This is a genomic window from Sphaerimonospora sp. CA-214678 (assembly GCF_050942215.1).
GTDB lineage: Bacteria > Actinomycetota > Actinomycetes > Streptosporangiales > Streptosporangiaceae > Sphaerimonospora.
Map to the genome: position 1 here is coordinate 5506532 of NZ_CP192056.1, position 20310 is coordinate 5526841.

19 protein-coding genes are annotated in these 20310 nt (G+C 68.2%); 14 read left to right on the forward strand and 5 right to left on the reverse strand.

Annotated features, from left to right (window positions below):
- Position 1: 1 nt before the first annotated feature.
- Together ACQP1K_RS24550 and mfd are read right to left on the reverse strand one after the other, a co-directional pair.
- Positions 2 to 661 carry a hypothetical protein gene (locus ACQP1K_RS24550; RefSeq protein ID WP_433498048.1) on the reverse strand — a complete coding sequence of 220 codons (660 nt, stop codon included), beginning with the start codon at positions 659 to 661 and terminating at the stop codon, positions 2 to 4.
- Between the two features lie 63 nt (positions 662 to 724).
- Positions 725 to 4222, reverse strand: a complete 3498-nt coding sequence (mfd, locus tag ACQP1K_RS24555; protein WP_433498049.1) for a transcription-repair coupling factor — start codon at positions 4220 to 4222, stop codon at positions 725 to 727.
- Positions 4223 to 4388: 166 nt separating this feature from the next.
- Here mfd and ACQP1K_RS24560 point away from each other — a divergent pair, with 166 nt between their 5' ends.
- Positions 4389 to 5123 carry a class I SAM-dependent methyltransferase gene (locus ACQP1K_RS24560; protein ID WP_433498050.1) on the forward strand — a complete coding sequence of 245 codons (735 nt, stop codon included), beginning with the start codon at positions 4389 to 4391 and terminating at the stop codon, positions 5121 to 5123.
- Positions 5124 to 5199: 76 nt separating this feature from the next.
- Positions 5200 to 6447: an adenylyl-sulfate kinase gene (gene cysC / locus ACQP1K_RS24565; protein WP_433498051.1), complete on the forward strand. Its 1248-nt coding sequence runs from the start codon at positions 5200 to 5202 to the stop codon at positions 6445 to 6447.
- 15 nt (positions 6448 to 6462) lie between these two features.
- Here the strand turns inward: cysC and ACQP1K_RS24570 are convergent, their stop codons facing one another.
- Positions 6463 to 7569, reverse strand: coding sequence for a glycoside hydrolase family 26 protein (locus ACQP1K_RS24570; protein WP_433498052.1), 1107 nt, complete (start codon positions 7567 to 7569; stop codon positions 6463 to 6465).
- Between the two features lie 175 nt (positions 7570 to 7744).
- On the opposite strand from ACQP1K_RS24570, the gene ACQP1K_RS24575 reads away from it, so the two are divergent.
- The 10 genes from ACQP1K_RS24575 to ehuA all read left to right on the forward strand — a co-directional run bounded on the left by ACQP1K_RS24575 (position 7745) and on the right by ehuA (position 16294).
- Complete coding sequence (locus tag ACQP1K_RS24575; RefSeq protein WP_433498053.1) at positions 7745 to 8143, forward strand: hypothetical protein; 399 nt, start codon at positions 7745 to 7747, stop codon at positions 8141 to 8143.
- The gene (locus ACQP1K_RS24580; RefSeq protein WP_433498054.1) at positions 8136 to 9020 is read left to right on the forward strand and encodes a hypothetical protein; all 885 of its coding nucleotides are present in this window, start codon (positions 8136 to 8138) and stop codon (positions 9018 to 9020) included. Before ACQP1K_RS24575 ends, ACQP1K_RS24580 begins: the two co-directional genes overlap by 8 nt.
- Positions 9021 to 9401: 381 nt before the next feature.
- Complete coding sequence (gene ectA / locus ACQP1K_RS24585; protein WP_433498055.1) at positions 9402 to 9878, forward strand: diaminobutyrate acetyltransferase; 477 nt, start codon at positions 9402 to 9404, stop codon at positions 9876 to 9878.
- A 61-nt stretch (positions 9879 to 9939) separates the two neighbouring features.
- Positions 9940 to 11199 (forward strand): diaminobutyrate--2-oxoglutarate transaminase, encoded by a 1260-nt coding sequence (gene ectB, locus ACQP1K_RS24590; RefSeq protein WP_433498056.1) that lies wholly within the window; start codon positions 9940 to 9942, stop codon positions 11197 to 11199.
- Positions 11200 to 11267: 68 nt separating this feature from the next.
- The gene (locus ACQP1K_RS24595; RefSeq protein ID WP_433498057.1) at positions 11268 to 11663 is read left to right on the forward strand and encodes an ectoine synthase; all 396 of its coding nucleotides are present in this window, start codon (positions 11268 to 11270) and stop codon (positions 11661 to 11663) included.
- 37 nt (positions 11664 to 11700) lie between these two features.
- A complete protein-coding gene (gene thpD / locus ACQP1K_RS24600; protein WP_433498058.1) occupies positions 11701 to 12582 on the forward strand; it encodes an ectoine hydroxylase in 882 nt (293 codons plus the stop codon).
- 518 nt (positions 12583 to 13100) lie between these two features.
- On the forward strand, positions 13101 to 14045 hold the full coding sequence (gene ehuB, locus ACQP1K_RS24605; RefSeq protein ID WP_433498059.1) for an ectoine/hydroxyectoine ABC transporter substrate-binding protein EhuB: 945 nt from the start codon (positions 13101 to 13103) through the stop codon (positions 14043 to 14045).
- A 20-nt stretch (positions 14046 to 14065) separates the two neighbouring features.
- Positions 14066 to 14836 carry an ectoine/hydroxyectoine ABC transporter permease subunit EhuC gene (gene ehuC / locus ACQP1K_RS24610; RefSeq protein ID WP_433498060.1) on the forward strand — a complete coding sequence of 257 codons (771 nt, stop codon included), beginning with the start codon at positions 14066 to 14068 and terminating at the stop codon, positions 14834 to 14836.
- A complete protein-coding gene (ehuD, locus tag ACQP1K_RS24615) occupies positions 14833 to 15486 on the forward strand; it encodes an ectoine/hydroxyectoine ABC transporter permease subunit EhuD (RefSeq protein WP_433498061.1) in 654 nt (217 codons plus the stop codon). The genes ehuC and ehuD overlap by 4 nt, the downstream gene beginning before the upstream one ends.
- Positions 15487 to 15532: 46 nt before the next feature.
- Entirely contained in the window at positions 15533 to 16294 is a 762-nt protein-coding gene (gene ehuA / locus ACQP1K_RS24620; protein ID WP_433498062.1) for an ectoine/hydroxyectoine ABC transporter ATP-binding protein EhuA, read from the forward strand.
- A 131-nt stretch (positions 16295 to 16425) separates the two neighbouring features.
- Here ehuA and ACQP1K_RS24625 read toward each other — a convergent pair whose 3' ends face one another.
- Positions 16426 to 17304, reverse strand: coding sequence for an oxidoreductase (locus ACQP1K_RS24625; protein ID WP_433498063.1), 879 nt, complete (start codon positions 17302 to 17304; stop codon positions 16426 to 16428).
- A 164-nt stretch (positions 17305 to 17468) separates the two neighbouring features.
- Between ACQP1K_RS24625 and ACQP1K_RS24630 the strand changes: the two genes are divergently transcribed.
- Positions 17469 to 18371 carry a LysR family transcriptional regulator gene (locus tag ACQP1K_RS24630; protein WP_433498064.1) on the forward strand — a complete coding sequence of 301 codons (903 nt, stop codon included), beginning with the start codon at positions 17469 to 17471 and terminating at the stop codon, positions 18369 to 18371.
- A gap of 265 nt (positions 18372 to 18636) precedes the next feature.
- Here the strand turns inward: ACQP1K_RS24630 and ACQP1K_RS24635 are convergent, their stop codons facing one another.
- Positions 18637 to 18891: a hypothetical protein gene (locus ACQP1K_RS24635; RefSeq protein ID WP_433498065.1), complete on the reverse strand. Its 255-nt coding sequence runs from the start codon at positions 18889 to 18891 to the stop codon at positions 18637 to 18639.
- A gap of 501 nt (positions 18892 to 19392) precedes the next feature.
- Between ACQP1K_RS24635 and ACQP1K_RS24640 the strand changes: the two genes are divergently transcribed.
- A complete protein-coding gene (locus tag ACQP1K_RS24640) occupies positions 19393 to 20301 on the forward strand; it encodes a hypothetical protein (protein ID WP_433498066.1) in 909 nt (302 codons plus the stop codon).
- Positions 20302 to 20310: the final 9 nt, after the last annotated feature.

The window sequence follows — 20310 nt, forward strand, 5'->3', positions numbered from 1 at the left end:
GTCAACCGGCCTGGGGGATGTCCTCGGGCGAGGCCGCGGGGGCGGACTGGACCGCGCCGAAGCGATCGTCGACGATGAAGGTCTGGCGCTCGGGGTCGAACTTGCCGTAGCGGGGGCTGAACTTGATCGGCACCGTCGTGTCGACCTCCTTGCCGAGCTTCTCCGCCACCATCTGCGGATCGGCCTCGGCGCCGGCGATCCGCGACTCCAGCTTCCTGCGTACGAGCACGGCGCGGATGATCGTCCGGCCCTCCGACAGCGGGATGCCGCTCAGCAGCAGCACCTGGTTGATCGTCATGCCCTGCTGCTTGGCCTGGGTCTCGACCCCCAGCAGCATGTCGTCGATCTCGCGCTCGGTGACGTCGATGCCCTTCTGCCGGCCGAACTCGATGATCTGGCGGCTGCCGGCGATGTTGGCCAGGACCTCGCGCGGCCCGGGCAGCGGCGGAGTGGCGCGCTGCTCGTCGGTTGCGTCCAGGCCGTTTGCGGCCGCGTCCTCATGAATGGACCGGACCGCGGCGTCGAGCTCACTGGAGCTGATGCGGTCATCGCCCACGATCGCCGCGGCACCGGCCTGTACGGGGGCACAAGCGCTCAGCGCGCCGGCGGCGACCGCCGCCGCCGCGACCGCGGCCGCGACGCGCACACGGTACGACTTCACGTTCTGATCCTTCCGATAACACCGGGCTGATGCCGATTTATGAGAGATTGCGAACGACCGCGGTCACTGTACCCGCATAGGCTCCAGGAACATGGCCTCGACCAGGTCCTCGCACCATTTGAGCAGATCCAGGTCGCGCAGCGGCTGCCCGCCGATCGGCTTGGTACGCGGCGCGGGCACCAGCAGGATTCCGGTCGCCTGCTTCAGAATCGACTTGGGATAAAGCCGCTGCAGCCGCACCTGCTGTGAATCTTTCAGCGATACCGGGGCGAATTTGATCTGCTGCCCCTGCAGCGTGACGTCCGTCAGCCCGGCCTCGCGGGCCTTCATCCGGAAACGCGCCACCTCCAGCAGATTCTCCACCTCACGGGGCGGCCTGCCGTACCGGTCGGTCAGCTCGTCGCGTACCGCGGCCAGATCGGCCTCGGAGCCGATCGCGGCGATCCGCTTGTAGGCCTCCAGGCGCAGCCGCTCCGACGTGACATACGCGTGCGGCACGTGCGCGTTGATCGGCAGCTCGGCCCTGACCTCCGGCCGCTCCTCGACGCCGCTCTCCCCGGCCAGCTTGGACTTCTGCTCCTGTACGGCCTCCGCCATCATCCGGACGTACAGGTCGAATCCGACGCCCGCGATGTGACCCGACTGCTCGGCCCCGAGGATGTTGCCCGCGCCGCGGATCTCCAGGTCCTTCATCGCGACGTACATGCCCGCGCCCATCTCGGTGTGCTGGGCGATCGTGGCGAGCCGCTCGTGCGCGGTCTCCGTCAGCGGGGCCTCGGGCGGATAGAGGAAGTAGGCGTACCCGCGCTCGCGGCCCCGGCCGACCCGGCCGCGCAGCTGGTGGAGCTGCGACAGACCGTAATTGTCGGCCCGGTCGACGATCAGCGTGTTGGCGTTGGGCACGTCGAGGCCCGACTCCACGATCGTGGTGCAGACGAGCACGTCGAAGTCGCGCTCCCAGAAGTCCACCATGATCTTTTCGAGCTGGGTCTCGTTCATCTGGCCGTGCGCGACCGCGATCCGCGCCTCGGGGACCAGCTCGCGCAGCCGTGCCGCGACCTTGTCTATGCTGCGCACCCGGTTGTGGACGAAGAACGTCTGCCCGTCGCGCATCAGCTCGCGCCGGATCGCCGCCGCGATCTGCTTCTCGTCGTACGGTCCGACGAACGTGAGGATCGGATGCCGCTCCTCGGGCGGGGTGAGGATCGTGGACATCTCCCGGATGCCGGTCAGGCCCATCTCCAGCGTGCGCGGAATCGGGGTGGCGGACATGGCGAGCACGTCCACCTGGGTGCGCATGTGCTTCATGGCCTCCTTGTGCTCGACACCGAACCGCTGCTCCTCGTCCACGATGATCAGGCCGAGGTCCTTGAACCTGACCTCCGGGGACAGCAGCCGGTGGGTGCCGATCACCACGTCGACGCCGCCCGTCTTGAGCCCTTCCAGGGTCGCCTTCACCTCGCCGTCGGTCTGGAACCGGGAGATCGGCTTGATCGTGACGGGGAAGCTCGCGAACCGCTCGCCGAACGTGGACAGGTGCTGCTGCACCAGCAGCGTGGTCGGCACGAGCACCGCGACCTGCTTGCCGTCCTGCACCGCCTTGAAGGCCGCGCGCACCGCGATCTCGGTCTTGCCGTAGCCGACGTCGCCGCAGATCAGCCGGTCCATCGGGACCGCCCGCTCCATGTCGCGCTTGACCTCCTCGATCGCCTCGAGCTGGTCGTTCGTCTCGGCGTAGGGGAAGGCGTCCTCCATCTCCCGCTGCCAGGGCGTGTCCGGCCCGAACGGGTGCCCCGGCGAGGCCATCCGGGCCGAGTAGAGCCTGATCAGCTCACCGGCGATCTCCCTGACCGCCTTGCGCGCCTTGGTCTTGGCCTTGGCCCAGTCGGCGCCGCCCATCCGGTTGAGCGTCGGCGCCTCTCCCCCGACGTACCGCGTGACCTCGTCGAGCTGGTCGGTCGGCACGTAGAGGCGGTCGCCCCTGGCGTACTCGATCACGAGGTACTCGCGGGTCGCGCCCTGGATCGTGCGCTGCACCATCTCGACGTACCGGCCGACCCCGTGCTGCTCGTGTACGACATGGTCGCCGATCTTGAGCTGCAGCGGGTCGACCATGTTGCGCCGCCGCGACGGCAGCCGCCGCATGTCCTTGGTGGACGCCTTCTGCCCGACGAGGTCGAGATGGGTGATCACCACCACGTCCGGGGTGACGAAGCCGTGGTCGATGCGGCCGGTGGTGACCTGGACCACGTCGCGGGCCGGCGGCCCGTCGAGCGCGGGCACCATCCTGGCCGGCACGTCGACGCCCTTGAGCAGCCCGACCATCCGCCCGGCCGGGCCGGGGCCCTCACTGAGCAGGACGACGGCCTTGCCGGCGCCGAGCCAGCCCTTGATGTCGGCCAGCGCCCGCTGCGTGTCGCCGCGGTAGGCCTCCACGTCGTGGACGTCCAGCTCGGTGCCCTCGCCGAACGGCGCGATCGTCCACCACTGCCCGCCGATCTCGCGGGCGTGGTCGCGGACCTCCTCCAGCGTCCGGAAGGCGGCGGCGCGCAGGTCGATCGGCGCCGCTCCGCCCGCGGCGGCGTTGATCCAGGACGCCTCCATGAACTCCTGGCTGGTCCGCACGAGCTCCACGGCCCGGCCGCGGATGCGTTCCGGATCGCAGACGAAGACCGCAGACCGCACCGGCAGGTGATCGAGGAGCAGGTCCATCGATCCGGCCAGCACCGGCGCGAGCGCCTCCATGCCCTCGACCGGCACGCCGTCCGCGAGCTGATCCAGGACGTCCTTCAGCGCCGGGTGCTCGTCCGCCAGCTCACGGGCGCGCCGCCGTACGTCGTCGGTGAGCAGGAGCTCCCGGCAGGGCGCGGCGAACAGCCCGTCCTGGGCGATCTCCAGCGAGCGCTGGTCGGTCACCTTGAACCAGCGGATCTCCTCGACCGAGTCCCCCCAGAACTCCAGCCGCAGCGGGTGCTCCTCGGTGGGCGGGAACACGTCGAGCAGGCCGCCGCGCACGGCGACCTCGCCGCGCTTCTCCACCATGTCCACGCGGTGGTAGCCGTTCTCGACCAGCCTCGCCACCACGTCGTCCAGGTCGGCGTCGTCGCCCGCGCGCAGCCGTACCGGCTCCAGGTCGCCCAGGCCCGACACTATCGGCTGCAGCAGCGAGCGGACCGGGGCCACGACGACCCGCAGCGGGCCGGCGTTCGGATCTCCCTGGACCGGGTGCGCCAGGCGGCGTAGTACGGCGAGGCGCTGACCCACGGTGTCGCTGCGCGGCGAGAGCCGTTCGTGCGGCAGCGTCTCCCACGCCGGGAAGATCGCCACCGACGTCTCGTCGATGAGACTGGTCAGCGCGGCGGCGAGGTCCTCGGCCTCACGCCCGGTGGCGGTGACGGCCAGCACCGGCCGTGCGCGGGAGAGCGCGGCCACGACGAACGGCCGCAGCGCGGGCGGTGCGACCAGTTCGGCGCCGGTGTCACCCGGCCCTCCGGAGTCTTCCAGCGCGGCGGCGAGCTTCGGCTCGGCGGAGACAAGGTCGAGTAGTCCGGAAAGAGACATCTATGCCTTCTGCAGCCCCACGTCGGCAAGCGAAACAACCCCGAGCCGAGTCCGGATCGGGGGTTACCAGGCTACGCCCGTACGGACACTGCCCGCGCGAGGGCGTCCGAAATCTTGGCGAGGCGAATCCACTACGGATGGTATCGATGTGATTACTCTCGGTCTCATGTCTTCTCAGGTTCAACGGTCGTCCGCGGACTCCGGCGACGTGTTCGGCCGGCGGATCCGCGAGCAGTGGACCGACCAGCTGGGCCGGCGGCTCGACATCCTCATCGCGGGATGCGGCCGGGACGGCGCCCTGGACGTCGGGCGGTTCGAGCCCCGGATCTGCGGGGTGGACGAGGACCTGCCCCCGCTGCGCGCCCACGCCGTCGACCGCAAGGACCTGGACGAGGTGCATCTGGGCGACCTCCGCCAGGTGCCGCTCCGGCCGCGCACGTTCGACGTGGTCTATGTGTCCTTCCTCCTGGAGCGCATCCGCAGCGCCGAGGTGGTCCTCGACCGGCTGGTCGCCGCGCTGCGGCCCGGCGGCCTGCTGCTGCTCAAGATGCGGGACCGGCGCTCGGCGTACGGCTTCTGCGACCGGGCCGTCCCCGGGTGGCTGCGGCGCGTGCTGTGGCGCAGGCTGTCCCCCGACGGCTCGGTGGGGCCGCTGCCGGCGGTCTACGAACCGCTGGCGTCGCGCGAGGGCATGCGCGCGTTCTGCCTGACCCGGGGGCTCATGATCGACGAAGACCATTCGGCGATGAGCGGCCCGGCGCGGCAGGGTCCGTACGGCAACCTGGTCGCCAGGGTCTGCCGTGGTGTGGCCGTGCTCTCGAGGGGCCGGCTCGACGAGACCGAGGACGAGATCACCATGGTGATCCGCCGCCCGCAGAACCACTTCGCCCGCCTGATCTGAACACCCCGTTCAGGGGCTCCGGACGCCGGTAAATCCGGATAAGGTGCGTAGCCGACGGACGATCGGAAGCGGTGACATGATCGAGTGGATTCCCGACGCCAGGGAGCTGGCCGACCTGGAGTTGCTGCTCTCCGGCGCCTTCGCCCCACTGACCGGATTCCTCAGCGTCGAGGCGGCGCACGGCGTCGCCGAGCACGGCCGGCTGCCCGACGGCACCCCGTGGCCCGATCCGATCACGCTCGCCCTGCCCCGCGAGATCCGGCCCGACGAGGTCCGGCCCGGCGACCGGGTCACGCTCCGTGATCCCGAGGGCGCGGCGGTGGCCGTACTGACCGTCCGGGAGCTGGACGACGACGGGCACGGCGGGTGCCACGTGTCCGGTCAGGTGGAGGCGCTGGACGCGCCGGTGTACGGCCCGTTCGCGCGGCTGCGCCGTACCCCCGCCGAGGTGCGCAAGGAGCTGCCCGAGGGGGAGATCCTGGCGGTGACCATGCGCGGGCCGCTGGACGGCACGGCGCTCGAGGACGTGGCCGCCACCGCCGAGGAGCTGGACGCCGCGATCGTGCTGATGCCCCTGGTCTTCGGTGAGGGCGGCCCCGCCGTGGTGCGCGCAGCGCTCAAGGCGGCCGATCGGCTGCCCGGCTCGCAGGTGGTGGCCGTGCCGCTCGCGCCGCGCGCGGACGCCGAGATCGACCTGGAGGTGCGCGAGCACGTGGCGCGCAACTACGGGGCCACCGAGCACTACGCGGGACCCGCGCCGATCGCGATCCCCGGCCCCCCGCACCGCCGCGGGCTCGTGGTGTTCTTCACCGGCCTGTCCGGCTCGGGCAAGTCGACCATCGCCAGGGGGCTGCGCGACACGCTGCTGGAGCGCGGCGGGCGGACGATCACCTACCTGGACGGCGACGTCGTACGGCGGATGCTGTCGGCGGGGCTCACGTTCTCCCGCGAGGACCGCGACCGCAACATCCGGCGGATCGGCTTCGTGGCAGCCGAGGTCGCCCGGCACGGCGGCCTGGCCGTCTGCGCCCCGATCGCGCCGTACGCGGCGACCAGGCAGGAGGTCCGCGCCATGGTCGAGGAGGTCGGCGCCGACTTCCTGCTCGTCCATGTGGCCACCCCGCTGGAGGAGTGCGAGCGCCGCGACCGGAAGGGCCTGTACGCCAAGGCGCGTGCCGGGCTGATCCCGGAGTTCACCGGCATCTCCGACCCCTACGAGGAGCCGGACGACGCCGACCTCGTGATCGACACCACCGGCATCAGCGTCGAGCGTGCCGTCGGCACCGTGCTCAACGCCCTCACCTCCGGCGGCTGGATCCGCTGAAGCCTCGCCTCCGGCTCAGGCGGGCGGGACGGAGGTGGCGGTGAACCGGGGGATGCGGGCGAGCCGGGAGAACGCCCTGCTCGCACCCGGCGTGGTGTCGAAGCGGGTGTCCCCCCCGGACGCCGGCGACGAGTCGACGTAGACCATGGCCTTGATCTGCGGGTAGTCGCCGATCTGCCGTTTGACGGAGGCGAAGAAGTCCCGTTTGTAGCGGGGTGCGCGGGGACGTTCGAAGACGCCCCACTCGGCGAGCATGATCGGCTTCGCCGGGAATCGCCGCTGCAGCCATTGGTAGAACCCAGGCCATTCCGGGTTGTCGCGCCGGGTCCGGTTCACCAGACCGGAGAAGTCGCTCACCCGGTCGTCCGCGTAGGGATCGAAGGCCACCCAGTCGACCACGTCGTCGCCCGGGTAGAGGCGGTCGAACCAGGGCTTGGACACCCAGTCGAGCGCTCCCCGGTAGGTCATCACGGTCACCGCGTTGCGTACGCCCCGGCCCCGTAGCCGGGTGACGACGTGGCGGTACATGGCGACGTAGTCGGTGGCCGAGTAGCCGGCGCCGCGCCGTACTTCGCTGTCCGGCTCATGCTGGATCGTCAGGAAGAACCGGCCGGGGAAGGTCCGGACGATGTGATCGGCCAGCCGGTCGATGCGCTCGTCGACCGCTCCCCTGGCGATCTGCGCCCAGGTGCGGTCCGGCGCCGGCGTCCAGTTGATCAGCAGCAGCCGGGGACCTTTGGCGATCTCGCGTTCCTGCGGCGTCGGGAACAGCACGGCACCGCGGTGACGGATGTGCACGATGTCGGCCCGGCGGCCCATCCGCCGCTCGGCCGCCTCGGTCGCCCGCAGCGATCCCCGGCCGGAGAAGGCGTCGGAGGCGATCCCCCACCATGCCCCGCAGGTCGGGATCAGCTTGTCCGTCACCGCGCAGGCCTCCGGGGTCGCACGCCCGGCGGGCATCCCCGCGCCCGGTGACGCGCCCGCCCGCGTGCTCTTCGGCCGCGCGCCCGGCGCATCGCCCGGCGCCGGAGCGCCGTCCGACGTTCCGGACGCCACCGCGCACGCGGCGCACACCACGAGGCATCCCCCCGCCAGCAGTCCGGCCAAGCCCGCTCCCCGCATCGCGTCCCCCTCTCCTCGCGAACTCCTGCGATCGGACAGAATTCACCATTGCCCAACCGGCGGCCTCTCGGCAGCGGTTTCCGTCATCTCACCGGCGGAAAGTTGGCGGAAAATTGTGAATAACCGGCGGGCAAAAGACCGGCTCGTCCTATAGTTCGGGACACGGAACCGAGGTATGGAGATGTTCATGAGTCCGCCACCGCACAGCCGGGAGTCCGCGGAGCGCGGCCGGCGGCGGCGTCAGCTCGTCGTCCGGCCGGTCGGCGGGGCTGCCGACGGCCTCGTGCCGCTCGCCTTCACCCCGCCTGAGCAGGCGTTCGTGCTCCCGCTCCGGGCGCCGGCGACGGAGGCTCGGGAGCACGTCGATCCGTCGATGCCGCGGCAACACAAACCGCTCAATCTCGACACAAAATCGCAGAGCGCGCAATTTCCCGCCATCAACGACATCGCCGTTGAAATTACGGAAAGTCGCGATTCAACGAAATCGCGACGACACGATGAAGCGCCGGCTGGAGATTTCCCGGCACTCGGTCCGGAAACGGCGTCATACGGAGGAGGTCTTTCGCATGCTTGATCGCGCGGCCGGCGGGAAACGGGCCACGACACGTGCGGAGAGCATGGGGAGCGAGGCCGCCCGGCACCCCCTCCCGCCCGACCACGCCGCGCCTCGCCGGGAGCGTGACGCGCTCGGCCGCGGCCCGTCGCCGGCCGAGAGCCCGGACGCGATCGCAGCCCATCTGAGCGAGGTGCTCGACCGGCCGATCCGGGTCGTCGTACGGCCGCCGGCCCGCCGGGCTCACCACGGACCGGTCCTGGAGGCGTACGACTCGGCCGGCCGGGCCGGCATCGTCAAGATCGGCGAAACGGAGCCGGCCCGTGCGGCCGTCAGGCACGAGAGCGTGGTCCTGCGAACACTCGCGGATCGGCCACTCAAGATCGTGGTGCCCCCGGCCGTGCTGCACCACGGGGTATGGCGGGACGCCGAGGTGCTGCTGCTGTCCGCCCCACCGGCCAGGCCCCGCCGGTTCATGGGATCTCGTCCGTCCGCCGGCCTGCTCGAAGCGGCCGTAGCGGAGATCGCCGCGCTCGGCGCCGACGGCGGCCACGCCTGGCACGGGGATTTCACGCCGTGGAACGTGACGGTCTCGGCCGACGGGCGGCTGCTGGTGCGGAACTGGGAACGGTTCTGCACCGGCGTTCCGTACGGCTTCGACGCCCTGCACCACTACTTCCATCGCTGCCTGCGCCGGATGCGGCCGGGCCAGGCCGCCGCCGCCTGCCTCGCCCGGGCCGGCCGTCTGCTCGGGACGTCGACGGCGGACGCGCGCCGGACCGCCGCCCACTATCTGATCACCATCGCCGACCGGCACCTACGGGACGGCCACGAACCGTTCGGACCCCCGAGCGAGTGGCTCAACCCCGTGGTCGATCACCTGGAGTGCCTGCTTTGAGGGCTTGACGCCCGGGCAGGTCACGGATCGATATCGATGCACTGTGATCTGAATCACACAATCTCTCGGTAAACCATCGCCCTGCGGACGCCATCGGCGTCCCGGCCGGCGACGGTCAGACGGGACGGCGACGGCCCTCCGATGTCCGCGATTTCGCCTGCCCAGACACGGATTACACATTTTCGCCGGCGCCGAGCGCGATCACCCAAGATCCCGAAAGGTCAAAAAGAATCTTGTCCTACCCCGGGCAAGTGAGCCTAAACATCGGCCCGCGCTTCATGACCTCGGGGCCTTGCGGTCAGTTCGCTAAGTTCGTATCCCATGTCGGGCGAACGCGTCCCGAAACGGACGCATATTGCGAGAGACCAGAAAAACACTTACATGGAGGAGCCCACGATCGACGACGGGCCGCGGCTGTGGCGCATCGCTCGTGACTCCAAAACACTGGACGTGAATTCTCCCTACAGTTATCTGTTGTGGTGCCGCGATTTCTCCGACACCTCGGTGATCGCACGGGCAGGCGACGAGGCCTGCGGTTTCGTGACGGGCTTCACCCGCCCGAAGGCGGCGGACACGTTCTTCGTCTGGCAGGTCGCGGTCGATCACTCCTGGCGGGGCCGGGGGCTGGGCCGGCGGATGCTCGACTGGCTCGCCGAGCGGATGGTCGCCCGTGGGCACCGGTTCCTCGAGGCGACGGTGACTCCAGGCAACACGGCGTCCACCCGCCTTTTCGAGTCGTTCGCCCGGGACTGGGGGAGCTCACTGGAGCGACGCGAGGTCTTCGGACGCGGGCACTTCCCCGCCTCGCATGAGCCCGAGGTGCTCTTCCGCATCGGCGCACTGGAACCCCGGAGTTAGCAGAGGACGGCCTCCGCCGGCCGTTCGGCACTCGCGATCACGACGAAGGACACGGTGAACAATGGAAATCTTCGAACGACTCGAATCAGAGGTAAGAGGCTACTGCCGGAGCTGGCCCACGGTGTTCCGCACGGCGCTGGGCAGCCGTGTGTACGACGAGAACGGACGGAGTTATCTCGATTTCTTCGCGGGTGCCGGAGCACTCAACTACGGCCATAATCACCCGCAGCTCAAATTGAGTCTCCTGAACTATCTCGCCGGCGACAACATCGTGCACAGCCTCGACAAGCACACGGTGGCGAAACGCCATTTCCTGGAGAAATTCCAGGAGGTCGTCCTCTCGCCCAGGAGGCTCGACTACAAGATCCAGTTCCCCGGCCCCACCGGCACCAACGCGGTCGAGGCCGCGCTGAAACTCGCCCGCAAGGTCACCGGCCGCCAGACGATCGTCAACTTCACCAACGCCTTCCACGGCATGACCCTCGGCTCCCTCGCGGTCACCGGCAACTCGATGAAGCGCAACGGGGCGGGTGTCCCGCTGAACCACACCGTCACGATGCCCTACGACAACTACCTCGACGGCCGGACCCCCGACTTCCTGCTCTTCGAGCGGTTGCTGGAGGACAGCGGCAGCGGCATCGACAAACCCGCCGCGGTGATCGTGGAAACCGTACAGGGGGAGGGCGGCCTCAACCCCGCGAGCGCCGAGTGGCTGCGCGGCCTGGCCGATCTGTGCGGGAGGCACGACATCCTCCTCATCGTCGACGACGTACAGATGGGCTGCGGAAGGACCGGGCCGTTCTTCAGCTTCGAACCGGCCGGGATAACCCCCGACATCGTCTGCCTGTCGAAGTCCCTCAGCGGGTACGGACTTCCGCTCGCCCTCACGCTCATCCGCTCCGACCTGGACGTCTGGGAGCCGGGTGAGCACAACGGGACGTTCCGCGGCTTCAATCCGGCGTTCGTCACAGCGACCGCTGCCCTGGATTTCTGGACCGACGAGAGGCTGGCGAAGGAGACCCTCGAGAAGGGGCTGCAGGTCAGGCAGGCCCTGAATCTCATCACGGCCGAGCACTCCGACGTCATCACCGGTGTGCGCGGGCGGGGCCTGGCCTGGGGGCTCGTCTTCGACCGGCCCGGCCTCGCACCCGAGGTGTGCGCCGCGGCGTTCGAGCGCGGTCTGCTGATGGAGACCTCCGGGCCGGAGGACGAGGTGGCCAAGCTGCTTCCGCCGCTCACCACCTCCGACGAGGAACTCGCGGAGGGGCTCGAACTGATCGCCGATTCCGTCCGCGCCGTCTGCGCGAAGCAACCCGCCTGACCCGCCGCGGTCCCCATGACTCCGCGGCCCGTGACCACAGCGCCCAACCCTCTGGAAAGGAGTTTCCCGTGATCGTTCGCTCGCTGGACGACATCATCGGCACCGAACGCGACGTCAAGGCGCCGACCTGGTGCAGCCGGCGTCTCGTGCTCGCCAAAGAGCGGGTCGGTTTCTCGCTGCACGACACGATCCTCTACGCGGGGACCGAGACCACGATGTGGTACGCGAACCACATCGAGGCCGTGTACTGCATCGCCGGAACCGGCGAACTCGTCGACCACGAGACCGGCGAGACCCACAAGATCGGCCCCGGAACCATGTACCTCCTCGACGGGCACGAGCGTCACACCCTCAGAGCGCACACCGACCTGCGCACGGTGTGCGTGTTCAACCCGCCCTGCACCGGACGGGAAGTGCACGACGAGAACGGGGTCTATCCCCTGATCACCGAGGCCGGCTCCTGAAGCGACGGAATACGGGAATTTCGGAGGAAAGATCGGCATGTCCATGGACATCTATCCGACGCGTAAGACGACAGAACCGACCCTCATCTTCCGGCAGGACCCGGTGGTGTACGGCGGGCCGGAGGACGGCCCCATCGACGAGCGGACGCTGAAGGGCTTCGCCGAGAGGGGCTTCCTCACCGTCGAGCAGTTGATCGAGCCGGTGGAGGTCGAGCGATACCGCGCCGAGCTGCACCGCCTCGTCACGGACGAGGGGCTCAAGGACGATGAGCGCGTCATCACGGAACGGCACTCGCGGGAGGTCCGTTCGATCTTCGAGGTGCACCGCATCAGCGAAGTGTTCGCCGAGCTGGCGGCCGATCCGCGCATCGTCGGCCGGGCCAGGCAGATCCTCGATTCGGACGTCTACATCCATCAGAGCCGGGTCAACTACAAGCCGGGGTTCCAGGGCAAGGACTTCTACTGGCACTCCGACTTCGAGACCTGGCACGCGGAGGACGGGATGCCCCGCATGCGCGCGGTGAGCATCTCGATCGCGCTCACGGAGAACTTCGTGCACAACGGCGGATTGATGATCATGCCGGGCTCGCACCGGACCTTCGTCTGCTGCCTGGGTGAGACGCCTTCCGACCACTACAAGGAGTCGCTGAAGGGCCAGGAGATCGGGACTCCGGACCCCGACAGCCTCAGGCTGCTGGCCGAGAAGCACGGGATCGAACTGTTCACCGGACCGGCCGGCTCTGCGACGATGTTCGACTGCAACTGCATGCACGGCTCGAACGGCAACATCACCCCGTTCCCGCGCTCGAACGTGTTCTTCGTCTACAACAGCGTGGACAACGCCTGCGTCGAGCCGTTCGCCGCGCAGTCGCGACGCCCGTCCTTCATCGCCGCCCGTGACTTCACCCCGGTCGGCTGACCGGGTCGATCCAGGTCAGCGGAGCGGAGGCCGTACCATCCGGGTCCGGAACCGGATGGTACGGCCCTCCCCCGGCAGGTCCACGCGAACGGACCGCGCTCCCGAGTGCGTCGCTTTACCCAGGTCACAGGTTGACATCAATATGATGTGACCTCCCTCACAAAAATTTATCTTTTCCGTGCTCTCCGCCCGGGAGATCACGGACGCGCACCGGATGTGCACCACGGCAGACCGGCCGCCCACCCGTCGGCGAAACCCCCTGGTCCGTCCCGGATACCGGCGCTTCACACGGGTGCCGCCAGATCGGGCCGCTCGGCGGACCGGTCAAACATGTCGCCCTACCCCGGGAGGTGCCATGCCCAAACATCACGGCCCGAAGCCGGCGAAGGTGCCCGAGGAAAGCCGTTCGCTAGGTTCGAGGCTCACCGAGCGGTGGACGCGCCGTCTCCTCGAGATCCGCTCGGAAGATCAGAAAAGCGCAGGACAGTAAACCGCAGCGACACGAACGGGAGCGGAATGTGACGGCCCAGAGATGGACGCGTCGTGATTTCTTCAGGAGTTCGGGTCTGACGGCGGCGGCAGTGATCGGCGGGCCCGCCCTGCTCACCGCCTGCAGCCGCGTCGACGACAGCAGTGGCAGCGCCACCTCCGCCACAGCGGAGACCGGTGCCGACCCGCTCGCCCGGTTCAGGGAGGCGGGCACGATCAAGGTGGGCGTCGCCAACGAGCAGCCGTACGGATACCGCGACAAGTCCGGGAACCTGACCGGCGAGGCCCCCGAGGTGGCACGGGCGATCTTCAAATCGCTGGGCATCGACAACCTTGAGGCGCAGATCGTCGACTCCTTCGGTTCGCTGATCCCCGGGCTGCAGTCCAAGCAGTACGACATCATCGCCGCCGGCATGTTCATCACACCGGAGCGGTGCCGGCAGATCGCGTTCTCCAACCCCGACTACGCCGCGGCCAACGCGTTCCTGGTGGCCGAGGGCAACCCCAAGAGCATCATGAGCTTCGAGGACGTCGCGAAGGGCGACGCGAAGATCGGGGTGCTCGAAGGCGCCGTCGAGAAGGGGTACGCGGAGAGCAGCGGTGTGGCGGGCGACCAGATCAAGGTCTTCCCCAACCAGAACGCGGCCTTCAAGGGCATCCTCGCCGGTCGGGTGGACGCGATCGCGCTGACCGCGGTCTCCCTGCGCTGGACCTTGCAGCAGCAGTACGCCGACGAGCCGCTTGAGGTGACCGAGTCCTTCGTACCGGTCGTCGACGGCAAGGAGCAGACCGGCGCCGGCGGGTTCGGCTTCCGCAAGGAGGACACCGCACTGCGCGAGGCCTTCAACGCGGAGTTGAAGAAGCTGCAGGAGGCGGGGGGCGTACTACCGCTCATCGAGAAGTTCGGGTTCAGCGCGACCGAGGTCGACAAGGCCGCTCAGCTCACCGCCGACCAGCTCTGCGCGGTCTCCTGACCGTACGGATGAGCCTGACGATGATCAGTCCATGCAGCGCGGATCTGCCCGGCACCCTCGGTGAGGCGATGCCGTTCCTCTGCCAGGGAGCGGTGATCACTCTCCAGAGCACCCTGGGCGGTTCTCTGCTCGCCATCGCCATCGCCCTGCTCGTGGGGTTGATGGCGGTGTCGGGCCTCGTCTGGGTACGTGCGGTCGCCCGCGTCTACATGGAGTTCTTCCGCGGCACCTCGGTCCTGGTGCAGCTGTTCTGGATCTTCTACGCGATGCCCATCCTCACCGGATTCCAGCTCGACAAGTCCTTCGCCGGCATCCTGGCGCTCGGCCTCAACCTCGGTGCGTACGGCTCTGAGGTGGTGCGCGGCGCGGTGCAGTCCGTGCCCCGGGGTCAGCGGGAAGCGGCCATCGCGCTGAACTTCTCGCCCTACCACCGGATGCGGTACGTCATCCTGCCGCAGGCGTTCGTGGGGATGATCCCGCCGATGAACAACCTCCTCATCGAGCTGCTCAAGGCCACGTCGCTGCTGTCCGTCATCACCGTGGCCGACCTGACGTACCAGGGCAGGCTGCTGGTGAACTCGGGCAGCGACCAACTGATCGTCTTCGCCCTGCTGCTGCTCATCTACTTCCTGTTCTCCTACCTGATCACGCTGACCATGCGGTTCGTCGAGGGGCGGGCCGCGCGCATGGTCGGCCGCGGCGGGCCGGGGAGCGGACGGCGTAGGGACCGGCGGTGGTCGCGCCGGCCCGTTCCGTCTGCGGAGATCCCGTCGGTGGAGGGAGCCCGATGATCTGGGACTGGGACTGGACGCTCGAGATCCTCCCCGAACTGCTCACCCAGGGATTGCTCGTCACCCTTCAGGCGACGCTGGGCGGCGCGGTGCTCGCGTTCGTCCTGGGTCTCTTCGTGGCGCTGCTGCGCCGCTCACGCAACCCGTTCGTGAGCCGCCCGGTGGGTGCCGCCATGGAGTTCATCCGCAGCACGCCGCTGCTGGTGCAGCTGTTCGTCGTCTACTACGTGCTACCCGACTTCGGCGTCAGGATGACCGCCCTGATGACGGGGATCATCGGGCTCGGCGTGCATTACGCCGCCTACACCTCGGAGGTGTACCGGGCCGGCATCGATGGAGTGCCGAAGGGGCAATGGGAGGCGGCGATCGCGCTCAACCTGCCCCGCCACTGGACCTGGATCAGCGTCGTGCTGCCCCAGGCCGTACGTCGTTCGCTGCCCGCCCTGGGCAACTACCTCGTCGCGATCTTCAAGGAGTCGCCCCAACTGTCCATCATCACCGTCGTCGACGTGGTGGGCTTCGCCCGGGAGCTCGGCTCGGAACGGTTCCGCTATCTCGAGCCGATGACCATCGCCGGTCTGTTCTTCCTTCTCGTGGCGATCCCGGCCTCGATCTTCGTCCGTCGTCTGGAGCGCCGCCTTGGCAACTGAAGCCTCGACCCGACACGGCTCGCCTCTCCGGGCCGATCCGCAGTGGATGATCCGTTTCGACAAGGTCGTCAAACGGTTCGGCGACCTCACGGTCCTGCGTGAGCTGGACTTCCACGTACGACCCGGCGAGCGCGTCACGCTGATCGGGCCGAGCGGGTCCGGCAAGACCACGATCCTGCGCCTGCTGATGACCCTCGAACGGGTCACCTCGGGCACGATCGAGGTCGATGGACAGTGCCTGTCCCACATGAGGCGCGGTGGCAGACTCCTGCCCGCCGACGAGCGACACCTGCGGCAGATCCGTAAGAAGATCGGCATGGTGTTCCAGCAGTTCAACCTGTTCCCGAACATGAACGTGCTGCGCAACATCACCGAGGCGCCGGTGCGGTCGCTCGGCGTCCCCAGGGAGCAGGCCGAGGAGAAGGCCCGCGAACTGCTGGACATGGTCGGCCTGGCCGACAAGGCGTTCGAACACCCGTCACGGCTGTCCGGCGGCCAGCAGCAGCGGGTCGCCATCGCACGGGCGCTCGCGATGGAGCCCGAGGTGCTGCTGCTCGACGAGGTCACCTCCGCGCTCGACCCGGAGCTCGTCTCGGGTGTGCAGGACCTGCTGCGCGACATCGCGCACCGGGGCGACCTGACGCTTCTCTGCGTCACCCACGAGATGCGGTTCGCCAAGGACATCTCCGATCGGGTCCTCATGTTCGACCAGGGACAGATCGTGGAGGACGGCCCGCCCGAGCAGATCTTCAGCGAGCCGACCCACCAGCGCACCAGGGAATTCCTGCAGGCGGTGCTGAACGCCTGAGGACGCGCCTCCCGCGGAAGCGGAGGATCGCGAAAGACCGCGGGAGGCCGGCGACGGCGCGCGTCGCCGGCCTCCCGCACCGCCCACGCAGGGGTGCCTGGCCGGATCGATGGGACAGGTAGCTCAATCGCCTAGCCCTGGCCGCTGATTTCTTCCAGTTCGGCGACGTCCTCGCCACTGAGCGAAAGACCGGCGCCGACGACGTTCTCCCGCAGGTGCCTCACGGACGAGGTCCCCGGGATCAGCAGAATGTTCGGCGACCGCTGCAGCAGCCACGCCAGCGCGACGGAGATCGGTGTGGCGTTCAATCGTGTCGCCACCGCCGAAAGCGCCTCGGACTGAAGTGGGCTGAAGCCGCCGAGCGGGAAGAAGGGTACGTATGCGACGTTCTCAGCGGCGAGCTGGTCGATGAGCTCGTCGTCGTGGCGGTAGGCGAGGTTGTACATGTTCTGTACGCTCACGATCGGCGCGATTGCCTGGGCTTCCGAGACCTGCTCCGCCGTCGCATTGCTTACGCCGAGGTGCCGGATCAGGCCCTGCTGCTGCAGCTCGACGAGCGTTTCGAATGCCCGGGAAAGCGAGCCCGCCTGGGGCCCCTCAGCGTCGCCAAGGCGCAGGTAGACCAGGTCCAGTGTGTCGAGCCCGAGGATTTTGAGGTTCTCATCGATCGCGTGGCGCAGCTGGTCGGGCTCACGAGCCGGCGGCCATCCACCCTGCTCATCACGGGTCGCTCCGACCTTCGTGGCCACGTGCAGCGAGTCGGGGTACGGGTGCAATGCTTCACGGATGAGTTCGTTGGTGACGCGAGGACCGTAGGCATCCGCGGTGTCGATGTGCGCGATTCCTAGGTCGATGGCCTCGTGGAGGACGGCGAGGGCCCCGTCATGATCCGCGGGTGGCCCCATCACCCCGGGCCCGGCGAGCTGCATGGCGCCGTAGCCGAATCGCGTGACTGTCATATCGCCCAGGGTCCATGAGCCGCCGGGAAGGGAAGGAGAGGTCGTGCTCAAGTTTTCGGCCTTTCGTAAGAGCGGGGAAAGACGCTGACGGCTCCTTGTGTGCTTACCGTCTAGGTACTGCCCGCCAGAAAATGGTGCAGGAGAGAAGGCAGCACTGTCCAAGACCGGTTCGATCAAACCTGATACCCCACCGGTATCACCGGTATCCTGCGACTGTGGACGGCCTAGAAACTCGCGAATTGAGGTACTTCGTAGCTGTCGCCGAAGAGCTGCACTTCGGCCGTGCCGCTGAGCGTCTGAATATGGCCCAGCCGCCGCTATCCCGCGCCATCCAACAACTGGAGCGCCGCCTGGGGGTCTTGCTGCTGGACCGAAATCGTCGGGGAGTCTCGCTCACCACCGCAGGCGAGGTCATGCTGGGTGAAGCCCGACTCGCACTCGATGCCGTTGATGCAGCCGTACGCCGCACCCGCCGTGCCGCATCGGCGCAGTCCGCCCTGGTGCTCACCACGAAGGCAGGCGCCTCCCATGAGTTACTGAAAGAGCTTCTTGACTCCTATGCCGCACGGCCGGGAGCCGTTGAGATCGACGTGTTGCTGTGTGAAATCGGTGAGCAGGGGCGGCTCCTGCGCAGCGGTCGCGCCGACGTGGCGATCATGCACGCCCCGTTTGACGTGATGACCGGCCTTGACAGCACTGAGATCTTGACGGAAGGCCAAGTCGCCATCGTGCCGGCGTCGCATCCGCTTGCCCAACGCTCCAGCCTGACGATGGCCGAGGTGAGCGATGTCCCCGACTTGCCAATCGCCCGGTGGCCACGCCATGACAACACCTACCCGCCCGGCCCCGGACCCGAGGTCCATAGCCAGTCTCAGCTGGCTCAACTCGTCGCTCTCGGACGAACGCTACTGGTAATTCCGGCTTCTAGCCGCGCCTGGCAATGGCCGGAGCACGTCGCGGTCCCCGTCCTCGATGCCCCTTCAGTTACAACCCTCCTCGCCTGGCCCGCCGGCGTCCGGTCTGCGGCACTGGCTGAACTCGTGGAAACGGCTGAACGATTGAAAGAAAGTGACATTGGCGACCCGATCGCCTTCAACAATCGCAAAATCGCCGGGTAGGACCAACCGTTGTCGCGTTGCAGGAAATAACGTGTGTCCGATTTCGGGGAGGAAATCGAACAGTGGGACCTGGGCAACGCGTTCCGCTTTGATGCGGGTTGTCGAGGCCGACATCTGAATACGGAGTACGAGGTGGCCGCCGCCGAAGCATGGTGATCGAGCCCTTGTGGGTCCGGCGTTGCGACGCGCGTGATCGTCGGGCGAACCACAACGGCTCCCCGCTGCTGCGTCCCGCCCGATCGCCTCTAATGATCTCGAAGTGGGTTCAGCCGCAGGCCTTGACGCTCAACTTGTTCATCTCCTCGGAGAACTTGAGCAGGTCGCCCGGGCTGTCCACCGTCACGTCCTGGGCGAACTCCTTCAGAGCCTTCGCCAGCTCGGTGTCACCGGCCTGCTTGGCGAGGTCGCTGAACTTCGCCCGCATGTCGTCGAGGGCGGATTTCATGGCCTTCACATCGGCCGTGTCCTTCGAGAGCGCCTTCGTCACCCCCTCAAGGGCTTTGCCGACTTCCGTGCACACCGATCTCTTCTCCGCCGTGTCCGCCGCCGTCGCCGTATCCGCCGCCGCCGTAGCCGGAGCCTGAGCCGTAGCCGTCGCATCCTCGGCTGCTCCACAGCCCGCAAGCGGAAGGACGACAGCGACCGCGATTGCAAGGGCGAGCGGCCGGGCAAGAGAAATGGACATTTCTCCCCATTCATTGATGAAACGAGCATCAGGAGCTTAGCGCCGCCTCCCCCGCCTGTTGCGCCATTCGCCGAAAGAACGCCCGCCACCGCACCGGCAGACTTGAGCCGGTCGAGCGACGGCCGGGCGGGGACGCACGGTCAGGTGGTCATCAAGGCGGCGGTAAGCAGCGTGAAAGCGATCGGCCATAGATATCAGATGTCAGCGAATCACCTTCAGGCTCAGAGCCCGGAGGAACGGGTCGGTCATGCACCTTTCAGGCCGTCTCGTGACGGCTGTCGCACACCACCCCGCTGTCCGGCCGGGCCCGGACACCAACCCTCAATGGAGGAGACGATGGGTAAGCCACGGAAGATCACGGCAGTCACCGCATCGGCCCTGGCCGCTGTTTCGATGGGCACTGTTTCGCTGACCGCCGCCCCGGCGGCGGCGGACGCCTCCCGGACCGCCGCCACCGCGGCATATCAGTACCGCGCCTATCACGGCCTGGACTTCCTCGGCTCGTACAACCGCACCAAGTCCTACCAGGGGAACAAGGCACTCCGTCCGGTGGCCCTCTCGGTCGGCCTACAGCAGTCGCAGAAGAGGTACGCCGCGTTCTGGGACAACCGGCCAGGCCCGGCGTGGCTGGAGCGAGTGGTCCCGGCCAGCGGATATCAGAAGCTGTTCGACACCCTCACCGAGCCGGAGACCGAGCTCAACGAGGGAGGTAACATCATGCGTCCGTCCTACCAGCCCACTGTGGTGAGCGCGACGGGCAGCGGGTCGGGTGCCGAGTTCGCCGCCATCTTCGAGAAGAGGCCGGGCAGGTTCTTCGCCCGCCACGACATCAACACCGCCGGCCTCCGTGCGGCCAACTCCCAGGCACGACGTGACGGCTACATCCCCGTCTCGGTCAATGTGTACGGCACGCCGTCCGCCCCGCGCTACGTGGCCGTCTGGGCGGACAACCCGTCGCGTGTCGCCTGGAACGTCACGATCTCCGTGCCCGCGGCGGAGTACCAGAAGGTCTTCGACGCGCAGGTCAAGCTCGGATTTCGGCCCTCCGCCATCGCGGTCGGGCCCGACGGCAGGTCCTACACCACCGTCTGGCGCAAGGACAAGATCGGCGCCGGGTACGCCGTCCACGGGCTGACCGCCGCCCAGTATCAGGCCCGATTCGACGAGATGACCGCCAAGGGCCTCTACCCGACGTGGATCGACATGGAGAACGGCGTCTACGCCGCCATCTTCACCACCAGGTGACAGGCCGGC